This is a genomic window from Bradyrhizobium sp. USDA 241, assembly GCF_049739505.1.
Lineage (GTDB): Bacteria > Pseudomonadota > Alphaproteobacteria > Rhizobiales > Xanthobacteraceae > Bradyrhizobium > Bradyrhizobium liaoningense.
This window is the reverse complement of the sequence record NZ_JBMGPZ010000005.1, coordinates 2,536,477-2,552,018: the sequence shown is the minus strand read 5'-3', so window position 1 is coordinate 2,552,018 and position 15,542 is coordinate 2,536,477. Positions and strand designations below refer to the sequence as shown.

9 protein-coding genes and 3 pseudogenes are annotated in these 15,542 nt (G+C 64.8%); 6 read left to right on the top strand and 6 right to left on the bottom strand.

All coding sequences use genetic code 11. The features are described from left to right. The 3 genes and pseudogenes from gor to rpiA form a co-directional block, all read right to left on the bottom strand. Positions 1-1,390 (bottom strand): annotated as a pseudogene (gene gor, locus ABIF91_RS34135) (glutathione-disulfide reductase). 46 nt (positions 1,391-1,436) lie between these two features. Then, positions 1,437-1,982 (bottom strand): DUF2059 domain-containing protein, encoded by a 546-nt coding sequence (locus ABIF91_RS34130; RefSeq protein ID WP_028181511.1) that lies wholly within the window; start codon positions 1,980-1,982, stop codon positions 1,437-1,439. 104 nt (positions 1,983-2,086) lie between these two features. After that, positions 2,087-2,636: pseudogene (gene rpiA, locus ABIF91_RS34125) on the bottom strand (ribose-5-phosphate isomerase RpiA); the annotation flags it as partial. Positions 2,637-2,854: 218 nt separating this feature from the next. Between rpiA and ABIF91_RS34120 the strand changes: the two are divergent. From ABIF91_RS34120 to ABIF91_RS34095, 6 genes and pseudogenes are all read left to right on the top strand, one after another. Continuing rightward, positions 2,855-3,562 carry an HAD family hydrolase gene (locus tag ABIF91_RS34120; protein WP_035673219.1) on the top strand — a complete coding sequence of 236 codons (708 nt, stop codon included), beginning with the start codon at positions 2,855-2,857 and terminating at the stop codon, positions 3,560-3,562. Between the two features lie 622 nt (positions 3,563-4,184). Next, positions 4,185-5,528, top strand: a complete 1,344-nt coding sequence (locus tag ABIF91_RS34115; protein ID WP_424579640.1) for an IS1380 family transposase — start codon at positions 4,185-4,187, stop codon at positions 5,526-5,528. 199 nt (positions 5,529-5,727) lie between these two features. Continuing rightward, positions 5,728-6,142: pseudogene (locus ABIF91_RS34110) on the top strand (hypothetical protein). Positions 6,143-6,250: 108 nt separating this feature from the next. Continuing rightward, entirely contained in the window at positions 6,251-7,285 is a 1,035-nt protein-coding gene (moaA, locus tag ABIF91_RS34105) for a GTP 3',8-cyclase MoaA (RefSeq protein ID WP_028179687.1), read from the top strand. Positions 7,286-7,456: 171 nt separating this feature from the next. Then, positions 7,457-8,038, top strand: a complete 582-nt coding sequence (locus ABIF91_RS34100) for a TRAP transporter small permease subunit (RefSeq protein WP_028179686.1) — start codon at positions 7,457-7,459, stop codon at positions 8,036-8,038. A gap of 26 nt (positions 8,039-8,064) precedes the next feature. Continuing rightward, positions 8,065-9,720, top strand: a complete 1,656-nt coding sequence (locus tag ABIF91_RS34095) for a TRAP transporter large permease (protein WP_028179685.1) — start codon at positions 8,065-8,067, stop codon at positions 9,718-9,720. 114 nt (positions 9,721-9,834) lie between these two features. Here the strand turns inward: ABIF91_RS34095 and ABIF91_RS34090 are convergent, their stop codons facing one another. The 3 genes from ABIF91_RS34090 to ABIF91_RS34080 all read right to left on the bottom strand — a co-directional run bounded on the left by ABIF91_RS34090 (position 9,835) and on the right by ABIF91_RS34080 (position 15,462). Beyond that, on the bottom strand, positions 9,835-11,241 hold the full coding sequence (locus tag ABIF91_RS34090) for a sensor histidine kinase (RefSeq protein ID WP_028179684.1): 1,407 nt from the start codon (positions 11,239-11,241) through the stop codon (positions 9,835-9,837). Position 11,242: 1 nt separating this feature from the next. Then, positions 11,243-11,917 carry a response regulator gene (locus ABIF91_RS34085; protein ID WP_028179683.1) on the bottom strand — a complete coding sequence of 225 codons (675 nt, stop codon included), beginning with the start codon at positions 11,915-11,917 and terminating at the stop codon, positions 11,243-11,245. A 203-nt stretch (positions 11,918-12,120) separates the two neighbouring features. Beyond that, on the bottom strand, positions 12,121-15,462 hold the full coding sequence (locus tag ABIF91_RS34080) for a DUF7379 domain-containing protein (RefSeq protein WP_424579639.1): 3,342 nt from the start codon (positions 15,460-15,462) through the stop codon (positions 12,121-12,123). Between the last annotated feature and the right edge of the window lie 80 nt (positions 15,463-15,542).

The window sequence follows — 15,542 nt, the reverse complement described above, 5'->3', positions numbered from 1 at the left end:
TTACTCCGCCGCCTGACGCACGTGGCGCGCGGTCGGCGTGCGCATCGTGACGAGCTCTTCGGCCGCGGTCGGATGCAGCGCGATGGTCGCGTCGAAATCCGCCTTGGTCGCCTTCATCTTCACCGCGATTGCGACGGCTTGCGTGATCTCGGCGGCGGCATCGCCGACGATGTGGCAGCCGAGCACGCGATCAGTCGCGCCATCGACGACGAGCTTCATCAGCACGCGGGTATCGCGGCCCGACATCGTCGCCTTGATGGGGCGGAACGTCGTCTTGTAGATGTCGACGTGGCTGAATTGCGCGCGCGCCTCGGTTTCCGTCAGGCCAACCGTGCCGACCTCCGGCTGCGAGAACACGGCCGTCGGGATGTTGGCGTGATCGACCCTGACCTCGCGCTTGCCGAACACGGTGTCGGCAAAGGCATGGCCCTCGCGGATCGCGACCGGCGTCAGGTTGAAGCGGTGGGTGACATCGCCGATCGCATAGATGCTGTCGACCGAGCTCCTGGAGAAATGGTCGACGGCGATGCCGCCATTGTTCGGGTTGATGGCGACGCCGGCCTTCTCGAGCCCGAGATTGGCGATGTTGGGATGGCGGCCGATGGCGAACATCACCTGGTCGGAGCCGATGCTCGATCCGTTCGACAGATGGGTGGTGAAGCTCTCGCCGTGGCGGTCGACCTTGGTCACCGTGCAGCCGGTGAGAATGGTGATGCCCTGCTTCTCCATCTCGCTGCGGACATGGGTCCGGACATCCTCGTCAAAGCCGCGAAGGATGTTGTCGCCGCGATAGATCACGGTGACGTCGGAGCCAAAGCCGGCGAAGATGCCGGCGAATTCCAGCGCGATGTAGCCGCCGCCCTGGATCACGATCCGCTTCGGCAGCTCCTTCAGGTGAAACGCCTCGTTGGAGGAGATCACGTGCTCGATGCCGGGAATCGCGGCGCCATGGTTGGGCGCGCCGCCGGTAGCGATCAGGATGTATTTCGCGGTGATCTTCCTGTCGTTCTCGAGCAGGCGGACGGTGTGCTTGTCCTCGATCACCGCGCGGCTCTTGACGATCTGCGCGCCCGACTTCTCGACGTTCGTCGTGTAGGCCGCCTCCAGCCGCGCGATCTCCTTGTCCTTGTTGGCGATAAGCGTCGGCCAGTCGAAGCTGGCCGGCGGAACGGTCCAGCCGAAACCCGCGGCGCTCCTCGATGTCCTGACGAAAATGCGAGCCGATCACGAACAGCTTCTTCGGCACGCAGCCGCGGATCACGCAGGTGCCGCCCATGCGGTACTCTTCCGCGATCATCACGCGGGCGCCGTGCCCGGCCGCGATGCGGGCGGCACGCACGCCGCCCGAACCACCACCGATGACGAAGAGGTCGACGTCGAATTCAGCCATGGTCCACTCCGACCTCTTTCAACAATCTCTGATCAAATAGGATCGATCAGATCTCCTTGCCACGCTTGCGCATCTCGGCACGGAAGGCGCCCATCACGGTCTCGGAGAAGTTCTGGGCCCAGGAGTTCATGAAGGCCATGCTCAGCCCGATGGCGCGCGGCTCGGCCTCGATCAGCTTCTTGCCGAGCGGCGACTTGTAGAAGGTGACGAGATCCTTCAGCTCCTGCTCGGTGAACTCGCTGGCATAGATCTGGGCCATGCCTTCGCCGATCTCGTTCTGGCGGCCGTTGAGCTGCTGGGCCACGATCGGGGCGACCTCGTTGAGCTCCTTCTGGTAGTTGAGGTTCTGCTGGATCAGCGCGATCTTGGTCTTCTCGACGACGCCGGGCACGGCACCGGCATACATCGCGGTGGCGTTCTTGATCTGCAGAATCTCCCTGGCCGCCGCGATCGCAGCCGGCGACGCCTTCGGCTGGGCCGGTGCGGCGGCAGCCTTGGGCTGGGCCGGCTGCTGGGCGACGGCCGGGGCGGCCGAAACGGCCAGTCCCACAGCGAGAGTCGCGGCCGGCAAGAATTTCAACACGTTCTTCATTCCTGGTCTCCTTTCGGCTTGCGCCGTTCAATCACGCGAATTCCTTCGCCGCCCGCCAGAACGGCCGAGCTAGCCAAGCCGATGAACAAACCATGCTCGACCACCCCGGGGATGGCGCTCAACGCCTTGGCGAGACCGGGGGGATCCACAATACGTCCGAGCTGGGCATCGACGATCCAGTGGCCGCCATCGGTGACGAAAACGTGGCCGCCCCTTGTCCTTGCGGACCGCCATTTGCCCGGAAACGCCGCATTCGGCAAATGCCTTTTCGATCGCGCGGCGCGTCGCTCCGAGCCCGAACGGGATAACCTCGACCGGCAGCGGAAACTTGCCGAGCGTCGGCACCCATTTGGTGTCGTCCGCAATCACGATCATGCGATCCGAGGCGGCCGCCACGATCTTCTCGCGCAGCAGCGCACCGCCGCCGCCCTTGATCAGATTGAGCTCGGGATCGATCTCGTCGGCGCCGTCGACGGTGATGTCGAGATGGTCGATCTCATCCAACGTCGTCAGCGGCACGCCGCAACGTTCCGCATCAGCGCGCGTGGCTTCGGAGGTCGGCACGCCGACCACCTTGAGACCGGCGGCGACGCGCTCGCCGAGCAGCTCGACGAAATGCTTGGCCGTCGAGCCGGTGCCGAGCCCGAGCTGCATGCCATCGCGCACCTCCTCGAGGGCGCGGGCAGCAGCCTGCCGCTTCAACTGGTCCATGTTCACGTGTGCGCCCGCCCTGGATTCGGAGGATGAGCCGCCGATCGCGGCCGCTTTCGGCGGCCTATGTAGCCTCGTTTTCCTCGCGGGAACAGGCCTATAAGGTGATCTTATGGGCCCGCCCCTTGCGCGGATGCGACCGGGCCGGTAGCGCTGGGACCATGACCTCCTTCAAAGGGACTTGCCCTCACACCATCGTCTTCGATCTCGACGGCACGCTTGTGGATACGGCGCCCGACCTGATCACCGCGCTGAACTATGTGCTCGACCGCGAAGGCCTGCCGCCCGTGCCGATGGCCTCCGCCCGCAACATGATCGGCGCCGGTGCCCGCAAGCTGATCGAGCGGGGGCTGGAGGCCGAGGGCCGCACCGTCACCCCCAAAGACATGGACCGGATGACCGCGGATTTCATTGCCTATTACGCCGACCATATCGCGGTCGAATCCCGCCCCTTTGAGGGGCTCGAGGCCGCACTCGACCAGTTCGCGGCGCGAGGCCATCGCCTCGCGGTCTGCACCAACAAGCTGGAATGGCTGTCGAAGCGGCTGCTCGACCAGCTCGACCTCAGCCGCCGTTTCGCGGCGATCTGCGGGGCGGACACTTTTGGTGTCCAGAAGCCCGATCCGACCATTTTCCGCGAAACCGTGGCCCGGGCCGGCGGAGACGTGAAGGCCAGCATCATGGTTGGCGATGCCGGTACCGACGTCGGGGTCGCCCGGCGCGCCGGAGTGCCCGTGATCGGGGTCAGCTTCGGCTACACCGACGTGCCGATCGCCGAATTGAAGCCGGACCGGCTGATCCATCACATGCGCGATCTGCCAGCGGCCGCCATCAGCCTGATGACAGCTTCACCCGTCGCAACCAGCTGATACAACTAGGTTATTCTAGCGACGCCCTGCGTTAACCATCAATTACCTATGCGCCGCGCGCCAATTGCCTGCCCCAAACGACACTCCTAAGGTCGCGCCGGGGATGTGGCGGTTCGTCGCAATAGAAGTGGATGGTTCATGCGTCGTGTCATCGCGATTGCGCTAGCCCGTCTTATTCGCGAGAGGGCGCCTGAGAGGCTGGCGAGCGTGGTGTAAAGCGCTGATGCGGCGTAGGATTCGGTTGCGAAGCCACCCCATCACCTTCAACCGCGAACGCCACGCCCGCCATGACCGATGATACGATTTCAGACCACTATCGAGAAGCAAGAATTCAACACAAATAAAACCTCTGCCTCGCGCTCGATCTCTTCATGCTTGATAGTCTCGTTTCGGAGGCTGAGCACCTACCGCGTCTAATAGGCCGCTCGCGCCGGTTTCTTTGGACGCGGCACGACCGCGACTCCACGTTTCGGCACAGAAATGATCGGGAGTCACTCAATCTTTCTTCAACTTAACCCGTCTTATTCGTAAGAGTGCGCCTGAGGGGTAAAGCGCTGATGCGGCGTAGGATTCGGTTGCGAAGCCAACCCCATCACCTCCAACCGCGAACGCCACGCCCGCCATGACCGACGATACGATTCCGCCCTTCTCGTTTCCAGCCGTTCACGCCAAGAAAGTCACAGCTGCCTTCGATGGTGGGCGCCTAACCTCGAACGGGGGCGTGATGCTTCTGGCGATGGCCGAGCGGCGTCTCGGTTTGGCCAACAATCTGGCCCGGGTGTTCCCGGATCGGCGCGATCCGACGCGGGTCGTGCACAGCCTGGTCGATATGTTCCGCGCTCGCATGTTCGCGATCTGCTGCGGCTACGAGGACGCCGACGACCTCGATCATCTGAGGTCCGATCCGGCATTCAAACTGGCCTGCGGTCGCCTACCGGACACGGGCCGGGATTTGTGTTCCCAGCCGACGCTGTCGCGGCTGGAGAATGCTCCGCGCCTGCGCGACGTGATCCGGCTGACCTACACTTTGGTCGACGCATGGATGGATAGCTACCCGCGCGAGCCGGCATCCGTCACGCTCGACATCGATGATACCTGCGACGTCGTCCACGGCCATCAGCAGCTCTCGCTGTTCAACGCTCATTATGACGAACGCTGCTTCCTGCCGATCCACGTCTACGACACGGAGAAGAGCCGGCCCGTGGCCGTCGTGCTGCGGCCCGGCAAGACGCCGGGCGGCGTCGAGGTGCGTGCCCATCTGCGCCGCCTGGTACGGCATATCCGGACGCGATGGCACAACACGCAAATTACGTTCCGTGGCGACGGGCACTATGCCCGGCCGGAGGCAATGGCGTGGTGCGAGACCAACGGCATCGACTACATCTTCGGTCTGTCCGGCACCAAGCCTCTCGCCAGAAAAGTCGACGAGGTCGCCGACGACATCCGCACGCGACGCGCCATCGAGAACCTGCCGGTTCTGCGTGGCTATACCGAGACGCGCCACAAGGCAAAGTCCTGGGATCGCGAACGGCGCACTGTCGCCCGTATTGAGGCGACGATGCTCGGCCTCGACATCCGCTTCGTCGTCACCAGCCTCGATGTCGGCTCGGCCGAGTGGATCTACGACAGCCTGTATTGCGCGCGCGGCCAAGCCGAGAATCTGATCAAGCTGCATAAGACGCAGCTCGCCTCCGATCGCACCAGCTGCCGTTCGGCGCTCGCCAACCAGGTCCGTCTCGTGCTCCATACGGCCGCTTATTGGCTGATGCTGACCGTGCGCGACGCCATTCCCAAAGCCCGGGAATTGGCCGCTGCCGAGTTCGCGACGCTGCGTCTTCGGCTCTTGAAAATCGCCGCCCGTGTCGTCGAGACCACGAGCCGCATTCGCCTTGCGTTTGCCGCGGCATGTCCCGAAGCCGACCTGATCTGCGGCTTGCTCGGCGCGCTGCTGCCGCTCGGTCCTTGACCGGCGGGGCGTCCGCCCCCGTTCGCCCAACCCATCCCTCAAGCGCGTTGCAAAGTACCGGTCGTCAGGCGGCGAAAAGCCGAAGGCAATCCTGTGCGCCTCGTCAGACAAGATGTGCGGCCGCATCAATCGGGCCCAAAAGCCGCACTCTCACGAATAGGACGGGCTAGCGGGAGCGAGCCTAGGTGGCTGCTCCTCGATGTCCTGGGACATGTTCAAATCAGCACCACCGACCGTCCAGGTCAGGCTCGAATCCAATCCGCCCGGGGCTGACGCCACCACCTCACTCGGTCAGGGCTGCAAGACCCCCTGCTCGGTCTCGGTTCCCGCACCCGATGCGCCTTTCACGGTCGCTTTCGCCCTGCCCAAGTTACCAGCCAGCGAGCGTCCCGGTGAACGTGGTCAAGAATCCCGGCGATTTCACCACACCCGCCTCCGTCACCACCGATCCGAATCCGGTGTTTGCGGAACTCCAGCCGGCGGTGCCGCCGAAACCGGTCCGCAAGCCGCACCGGCCGAAGAAGCCCAAACCAGCCGCGTCCGCCGCAGCGCCGGCCGAGGCGGCACCCGCAGCAGCCTCGCCGTTCCCCGATCCGAATGCGGACAAGCGCTGATCTGCCCATACCACCGGATTGTCCTAGCCGCGTCCGATGCTTAGATTGCTTTCTCAGCACCGCTGAAGCAAAGGTGCGCCCGTCGCCGCAAGTGACAAGGCATTTGGTATGAACGGACTTTCTGCGAGCCCCCGTGCCGCGCTGTCGGGCGCGATGACCGATCCGTTCGGGCGGACCATCAGCTATCTGCGAGTCTCGGTCACCGACCGCTGCGATCTGCGCTGCTTCTACTGCATGTCGGAAGACATGACGTTCCTGCCCAAGGCTGACCTCCTGACGCTGGAGGAGCTTGACCGGCTCTGCACGGCCTTCATCGCCAAGGGTGTGAAGAAGCTGCGGCTCACCGGCGGCGAGCCGCTGGTCCGCCGCAACGTCATGACGCTGGTGCGCTCGCTGTCGCGGCATCTGTCGACCGGCGCATTGAACGAGCTGACGCTGACCACCAACGGCACCCAGCTTGCAAAGCACGCGCGCGAGCTCGCCGATTGCGGCGTCCGCCGCATCAACGTCTCCCTCGACACACTCGATCCCAGGAAGTTTCGCGAGATCACCCGCTGGGGCGAGATCGACAAGGTGCTCGAGGGGATCGAGGCCGCGCGCGCCGCAGGGCTTGCGGTGAAGATCAACGCCGTCGCCCTGAAGAATCTCAACGAGGACGAGCTGCCCGAACTGATGCGCTGGGCCCACGGCAAGGGCATGGGCCTGACGCTGATCGAGGTCATGCCGATGGGCGAGATCGGATCGGGACGGATCGACCAGTATCTGCCCCTGTCGCTGGTGCGCGCCCGCCTCGCCCAGCAATTCACGCTGACGGATCTGCCCGAGAGCACCGGCGGTCCGGCCCGCTATGTCAGCGTCGCCGAGACCGGCGGCAAGCTCGGTTTCATCACGCCGATGACCCATAATTTCTGCGAATCCTGCAACCGGGTGCGCATCACCTGCACGGGAACGCTGCACACCTGCCTCGGCCACGAGGATGCCTCCGATCTGCGCAAACCTCTGCGTGCATCGAGCGATGACCTGCTGCTTGCGGATGCGATCGACCGCGCCATCGGGCTGAAGCCCAAGGGGCACGATTTCATCATCGACCGCCGCCACGACCGCCCCAGCGTGTCCAGGCACATGAGCGTCACCGGCGGCTGACACCGTCGGATTACGGGCCTTATTCCCCTTAACTACCAACAAACTTCCAATTGACTGCCGGCACGCCCGCTGGTTTGGTGCCTGCTGCCTCAAGCCGTTGCGGCGAGACAAGCCGCGCGCCGCGTCGGCGTAATCAAGACGGCTGGGGTGAAATCGGGGGAGGACCTATCGTTGCAAGCGCTCCTTAAGCTGAGCCAAGGGATCGACGCGTTCACGCGCTGGACGGGCAAGCGCCTCGCGTGGTTGATCGTGCTCGCCGTCATCATCTCGGCGGTCAATGCAATCATCCGCAAGACGTTCGATACGTCCTCGAATTCATGGCTCGAGCTGCAATGGGTGCTGTTCAGCATCGTCTTCCTGCTCTGCTCGCCCTGGACGCTGCTCGACAACGAGCACATCCGCATCGACATCGTGAACAACGCGCTGCCGAAGAAGGCTCGCAACTGGATTGACGTGGTCGGTCACCTGTTCTTCCTCATTCCGCTGTGCATCGTCATGATCATCACGGGAGTGCCGTTCTTCCAGCGCTCCTTCCACATCAGCGAGCAGTCCGGCAATGCCGGCGGGCTGCCGCAATGGCCGACCAAATCCCTGATCATGATCGGGTTCGCTTTCCTGCTCGTGCAAGGCATCTCCGAACTGATCAAGCGAATTGCGGTCATGCGCGGGCTGATCCCCGATCCGCATGAATCCCAGGTGTCGGCGCTCGAGGCGGAAGTCGAGCATCTCGTCGAAGCGATCGAGAAGAAGTAGCCGTTGGCGACGGTGTAGGGGGAATCATGACCGCATTCATCATCGCCAATATGGCGCCCATCATGTTCGCGTCGCTGGTCGTCGTGCTGCTGCTCGGCTATCCCGCGGCATTCTCGCTCGGCGCCGTCGGCCTCTTCTTTGCCGTGATCGGCGTCGAGCTCGGCCAATTCCACCCCGACTTCCTGCAGGCGCTTCCGGAGCGGGTCTACGGCGTGATGAACAACGACACGCTGCTGGCCATTCCCTTCTTCACCTTCATGGGACTGGTGCTGGAGCGGTCGGGGATGGCCGAGGACCTGCTCGACACCATCGGCCAGTTGTTCGGTACCATCCGCGGCGGCCTTGCCTATGCGGTGATCTTCGTCGGCGCGCTGCTCGCGGCGACGACGGGCGTGGTCGCGGCGTCCGTGATCTCGATGGGTCTGATCTCGCTGCCGATCATGCTGCGCTACGGCTACGACCGCCGCGTGGCGGCCGGCGTCATCGCCGCATCCGGCACGCTCGCGCAGATCATTCCGCCCTCGCTCGTCCTGATCGTGATGGCCGACCAGCTCGGCAAGTCGGTCGGCGACATGTACGAAGGCGCCTTCATCCCGGGCCTCGTACTCGCCGGCCTCTACGCCCTCTACGCCTTCCTGGTCAGCATGATCTTTCCGAAGGCCGCGCCGGGCCTGCCGAAGGAGGCGATCGGCTTCCGCGAAGGTGACGGCAGCCGCGGCCTGGTCTCGCTCGGCATGCTGTTCCTCGCGAGCTGCGTGTTCGGATGGTTCATGATGCGCAATTCCGAGACGCATGGCGCCGATTACGTCGTGCTCAGCATGTTCTACGGTATCGTCTTCGCATTCGCTGTCGCCGTGGTGAACTGGCTGATCGACAAGCTGACCGGTTTCCGTTTCCTGTCCAAGATGGCGCAGCAGACGACCTTCGTCATGGTGCCGCCGCTGTTCCTGATCTTCCTGGTGCTGGGCACGATCTTCATCGGTATCGCGACTCCGACCGAGGGCGGCGCGATGGGTGCCGCCGGCGCCCTCCTCCTCGGCGCCGCAAAGCGGCGGCTGAGCTGGGACCTGATCCGGCAAGCCACGGAATCGACCGCCAAGCTGTCGGCGTTCGTCGTGTTCATCCTGGTCGGCGCCCGCGTGTTCTCGCTGACATTCTACGGCGTCAATGGCCACGTCTGGGTCGAGCACCTCTTGACCTCCCTGCCCGGCGGCCAGGTCGGCTTCCTGATCTTCGTCAACGCGCTTGTTTTCGTGCTGGCCTTCTTCCTCGACTTCTTCGAGCTGGCCTTCATCGTGATCCCGCTGCTCGGACCTGCCGCCGAGCACCTCGGCATCGACCTGATCTGGTTCGGCGTCATTCTCGGCGTCAACATGCAGACCTCGTTCATGCATCCGCCGTTCGGCTTCGCGCTGTTCTATCTGCGATCGGTCGCGCCGAAGGAGCGATACACCGATCGCCTCACCGGCAAGCGGATGGATCCCGTCACCACGGGCCAGATCTACTGGGGCGCGGTCCCCTTCGTCGTCATCCAGGTCATCATGGTCGGACTGGTGATCGCATTCCCCGCCATGGTGATGCACTACAAGGGCGTCCAGTCGAACATCGACCCCAGCACGATCAAGATCGAAGTGCCGCAGATCGACCTGCCGCCGCTGGATCTCGGCCCGCCGCAGAAGTAGCCGCGGATGGCGCGACTGCTGCCCTCTTACCCTCCCCTGGAGGGGGAGGGTCGGCGCGAAGCGCCGGGGTGGGGTGATCTCTCCATTCGGGCAGTGCGCCACGCCGAGAGACTGTCACCCCACCCCGCTCGCGCTGCGCGCGATCGACCCTCCCCCTCCAGGGGAGGGTGAAGAGGCCACCTCGTTCGCCGGCCGAAACCGCAGCGTGAACTCCGCGCCGCCGCCGGGGAGGTTTGCCACCGCAACCGTGGCCGCGTGATCGTCCGCCACCGCGCGCACGATCGAGAGTCCCAGGCCTGCGCCGTCGCTGCGCCGGCGGTCGGCGCGCCAGAAGCGCTGGAAGATCAGCTCGCGCTCGGCTTCCGCGATGCCCGGGCCGCAATCGCGCACGCGCACCGAACCGTCGTCGCGCACCTCGACCTCGACGCAGGTGTCCTTCGCGGTGAACTTGATGGCGTTTTCGGCGAGGTTGAAGATCGCGCGCTGAAGCATCTCCGAATTGCCGTGGACCCTGACCGGCGCGTCGGTCCCCTTCAGGGCGATGTCCTTGTGCTGCGCGATCGCGAACGGGGCGATCGAACCGACCACCTCGGCGCAGACCGCGCGCAAATCCGCGGTCTCCCCGGGATCGAGCACCAATGTGTCGAGCTCGGCGATCTCCAGCAACTGGGCGACGAGGCGGCTCATGGCCTCGATGTCGGCAAGCAGCGCCTGCCGTGCGGCGCGGTCGTCGAGCGACTCGATCCGGGTGCGCAGGATCGCGAGCGGTGTGCGCAGCTGATGCGCGGCGTCCGCCGTGAACTGCCGCTGCACGCGAAAGCCGCCCTCGAGGCGATCGAGCGCCTGGTTCACGGCGGTGACCAGCGGCATGATCTCGCGCGGGATCTGCGCCGTCGGCAGGCGGATATCGGTGCGCGCCGGACCGATATTGCTGGCCTCCTCCGAGGCTCTCCACAGCGGCGCAATCGCGCGGCGGAAGATGATGATGTCGGTGGCAAGCAGGACCAGGAGGATCGGGATGGTGATCCACCCCACCCGCCGGAAGAAGTTCGAGACGATGTCGTCGATGATGACGTCGCGATGCGCGAGGTCCTCGGCAACCTGGATGCGGACCGTCTTGCCGGCAATATCGCGGGTGACGCCTGCGCCGGAGATCGTCTGGGAGAAGCGTGATGCGGCCGCAGCGGCTGAGCGACGGTGCGAGGAGAACAGCAGCCGGCCGTCGGCATCGCGAATGTCGAACTGGTAGCGGCCGTAAGCGTCGGAGTAGAGGCCCTTGAGACTGTCGGGCAGGTTGAAGCTCAACGTGCCGTCCGGCTGCGCGACGATACGCTCCGCCAGCACCTCGGCCTGCGCGCGCATGGCGTCTCGATGCAGCTGGTCGATCTCGGAATTGAGCAGCCAGAACAGCACCAGCGGCAGGAAGATCGCGACCACCGCGACCGCGACGATGTGCAGGAACACGATGCGCGAGATCAGCGATTTGAACGTGAGCGATCTGGCCTGGCCCCCGGCGGGCACGCTATTTCTCCGCGGTCATGAGATAGCCGACGCCCCGGATGGTGTGGATCACCACTCTGGCGCCGTGTTCAGCCAGCTGCTTGCGCAGCCGCGAGACGTAGACTTCTACCGCGTTGGAGGCGACCTCGCCTTCGAGCCCGAAGATGTGGTCCTCGACGTTCTTCTTCGGCACCACCCGCCCCTGCCGGCGCAACAGGATCTCGAGCACCGAGCTCTCGCGCGCGGAGATGATCCGCGGCTGGTCGTCGATGAAGATCTGGCGGCTCTCGGTGTCGTAGACGAGGTTGGCGAGGCTGAGCGAGCGGCCGAGCAGCTGGCCGGGCCGGCGCAGGATGGCCTCCAGCCGCGCCACCAGCTCCTCCATCGCAAACGGCTTTGCGAGATAGTCGTCGGCGCCGCTGCGCAGGCCGGTCACGCGGTCCTGCAAGCCGCCGCGGGCTGTCAGCACCAGGACCGGCAGCGGCTCCATCTGCCGGCGCAGCTCGCGCAGCACCGACAGGCCGTCGTCGTCGGGCAGGCCGAGGTCGAGGATCATCGCGGCATAGTTGACGCTGCTCACCGCCTCGCGCGCCTCGGCCGCGCTGCCGACGATGTCGCTCTCATAGCCGGCCGCGGCCAGCCCGGCAGCAACGAGCCGCGACAGCTCGGCATTGTCCTCGACGATCAGAAGGCGCATCGATGTTCCGGTGTCACCGCACGGCTCGCGCCGAAATCTTCGCCGCTCTTTTCCAGCATTCGGGACGGCTGGGCCAGCGAAAAAACGCGCGGTGAGCCGATCGCCCCGATGTCAGCCTCGTGTAAGCCGATCGGACCCGCCCTCACGAGGCCTGGAACGGCGGGCCGGCATCCGGCCGCTGGATCGAATACTCCCTGCTCGATCTAAACGTCGCCTTCGACGCGCGCAAACGGATTGCCGTACACGGAATAGGCCAGCCAGGTCAGTTCCTTCCGGCTTTTGGCTGCCTCGCGAGCCGTTCGGACCGCTTCCACCAGCACGTTTCCGTCCTTGAGCGAGTGATAGAACGCCTCGGCAAAACTGTAGGCGAGCTTGTCGTCCACCGACCAGAGCGCTCCGACCAGCGCGCCCGCGCCGAGTTCGGAATACGGCCGCAGGAATGCATCGACAAAGCCGGCGACACCTCCGCCGATACCGCGTCCCGACCGCCCGGTCTGGCAGGCATTGATGAAAATGGTTGGTCTCGGTCCGCTTTCTGCGAAGCGGGCAAAAGCCTTGACCTGATCCGCCGATAGCGAATCCTGCGCAAAGCTGCCGTCCACCGTGGACCCCGTCATCAACAGGTCGGCCGTCATGACCGCCCGCTGCGCCGCTTCGCCGTGGCAGGCAAAGTGCAGAACGTCACACTCCCTGGCATGCTGTTGGAGGAAGCCCGTCACCGAGATGCTGTCGGCCGGGACCTCGCGGGGATTGCCGAACAGCTTGGCCAGCATCTCGCGTTCGGCACCGGCGCCTTCGAGCTGCAGGGCGGGATCGAGATAGGCCGGGATCACGTAGTTGACGCGATCGCTGCGCATCGCAAGGTTCGGACCGGGCCATGGCGTGCTGTGCAGCCAGCGGACCAGCCCCCATTCGGCGAGGAATCCCTTGCCGGCCTGCCCGGACTTCCGATCATTGATGTAAAGCAGCTCCCAGGGAATGAACGGCTCCTCCGAGATGACCTGGATCGCGCGGATCGCCTCGCGATGGGTCCACAACGCCTCGCGGACCTTGTCCGGCAACAACTCGTTCGCCATGACAATTCCGTTTGCCTGGAGGCGCGCCAGGAACTGGTCATACAACCGGTTGGTTGCGAGCCAGGAAGTCTCGATGCCCTTGAATATCTCCGCAACGTAGACGTCGCGAGAGAACCCCCCGGGAAGGGTGCGCGATTCCGAAACTGCGATGTTGGGGTCGACGCAGGCAAGGTCGAAGCGCAGCGTCACCTTGCCGCTCTCCACGATCTCGTAGATCCTCAGCACCGCCGGCTCGTTCGGGCGTGCCGCCATGGCCAGCCCGACCTGGCTCCGGCGCAAGGTCTTGCTGTCTGCATCGACGAATACGGGAGCCAGGGTGAAGGACGCCAGAATGCGCGGACCCTGCCGCGCTTCGACGAGGATGTCCGCTGCGCCCTCTGCGGTACCTTCCACGACGAACCGCAGCGCCTCCGCCCGTCGTTCCCGCGGCGTGTCGATCTCTGCGCTGGATTCGCCAAGGACCCGGCAGTTTCTGCGCGCGATGACTTCAACGACGATGGCGCGGGACGCGTCGATGTTGACCGGGGTATCCGAGGCGCTGGACGTTTGTGTTTCCGCAGCCTGGATCCTCTCGCGCGAAACCGTGACAAACAGCGGGACCGGCTTCCTGGGCGGCGGATGAGACTCGATCTCTGCCGCAAAATAGCAGGCGGCGGTTCTTGGATCAGGAGAAGGTGCCAACGGCGCCATCTCGGCTGCGACAGACGCCTGGCTCGGCACGGGCGATGCAGCCGCAGGAGCCGCACGCGTTGGCACTCGTCGCAGCGTTGTTGTGTCCGACATCGAGTCGGCTTCGAGGCTCTCCAGATGGGGAGAAGGCAGAACGGCTCCCAGCGAGTGTTCACCGCGGGACGCCGCTCTCCGCGTCGCCCGGCGCGATGCTGTCCGCTGCAGGTCAAATTGCTCGCCGAGGCGAACTGCGCCAACCCCCAGCCATTCACTCAATTTCAACGGAACGACATCCGTCGCAAAGTAAGTGGTGTGAAAGACGTCGTCCGTATTGCCGAAAGCAAAGGTCGCGTCGCCGGCGAGGCGCGAGCCGCGGGTCCCGAACGAGGTCATCGACGAGGTATCCACCACCAGATCGTTGTCGAGCCGGAACAGGCGATTTGTCACGCGATCGGCAATGAACTCGGCGAACTCCCTCGTCACCCCCTTGCTGGGTTCGACCTGCGCGACGAAATTCGAAGTGATCGCATAATAGGTCGCGAGCTTGTCGAGAGGACCGGCCGCTCCGTTCAACTCCCTGACGAGATCGCTCGTGGGCCGCATCGCTGCAAGTCCGGGTACTCTTTGCTCGTCGATGGCGACTTCCGAAAACGCCTGGACAAAGCGACCGACAGTCTTGATCCCCTGCGCCACGATGGGGCTCAACGCAGCCCCGCCCACCAGGTACGAAACCGCACGGACGCCGGCCATGATCCCGTTGGTGTAGAGATCGATCATCGCCGCCCAGTTCTCGGGCTCGGCAAGATGCGTCCCGGCGTTCGTGCAGCCGACAAAGATGGCCTTGCCGAGCCGGATGTCCGGTCGTTGCTCCGCAAGCCGATTTTCCACCACGCGATAGACAAGTCCGCCGCGGCTGTGGACGACCGCGTCGATCGACGACCTCTCCGGGATTCCCAGCGCCTGCAACGCCGCAACAAGAGCGGCCGCATTCTGGCCGGGCGTTGCGGTCAGGGTCTTGTGGTCGAAGCCGAGCACGGCGTCGTAGTGCTGATTGGCCCTCGAAAGAAATGCCTGCCCGCTCTCGGAACCGGCAAGCTGCGCGAAGCCACCCGCGGTCGATGAGAACGTGCCGTGCACCATGAGCAGGATCTTGAGCGGGCGACCTTGCGGCAAGCGCGGCCGCTCGGATCGCGACGGGGTCCATGCTGCCGGATCGACCCCGGTCATCATCACGATCCCCTCCTCCCGGTCTCCCTCGATATAGTCGGTCGCCGCATCGACGGCCGTTCTGGCGACGAACTTCAGCACATAGGCGCAGACCGGATCGATCAGCTTGTCGGAGACCCAGTCGAGAACCGGGCCACGCTTGCCGCGTGCCGTGGAGATTCCACGGGTGCCGCTCGTTTCCGCCGTCAGCGGGAACACCAGAACTTGTCTACCGCCGCGTTGCCGCGATGGACGGGCAACCTGCTGCGGGTAGCTCCAGGCATAGACGCCGCCTGCCCCTTCGATCAGCACCATCGCCCGTTCGGACGGGCCGACCTCGACCTCAATCTGCGTCGGCGTCTGCGCGTCCCGTCGCAGGGCGCGCGTTCCGGGCCGCGTCGGCGCCAATTCAACTTCGGCCGTGATCGTGAAGTCGGACGCCGACAGCGCCCTCTTGAGTTGATCGGTGCCCCTCATCTGGCTCGTGGAGGCGCGGCGCAATCCCCGGCGGGAAGCGACGTCCTGAACCAACCTGACCTCGACATCGTCGGGACTTTGAATCACGATCCCGTTTGCTATCTCGATTGTAGCCATGTCCTTCCCCCTGTACAGATGCGTTCTTCGTTACGTCCCTCAAATGCCGTGGGGCGCACGTCGCGCGCCCCTCCGACAGC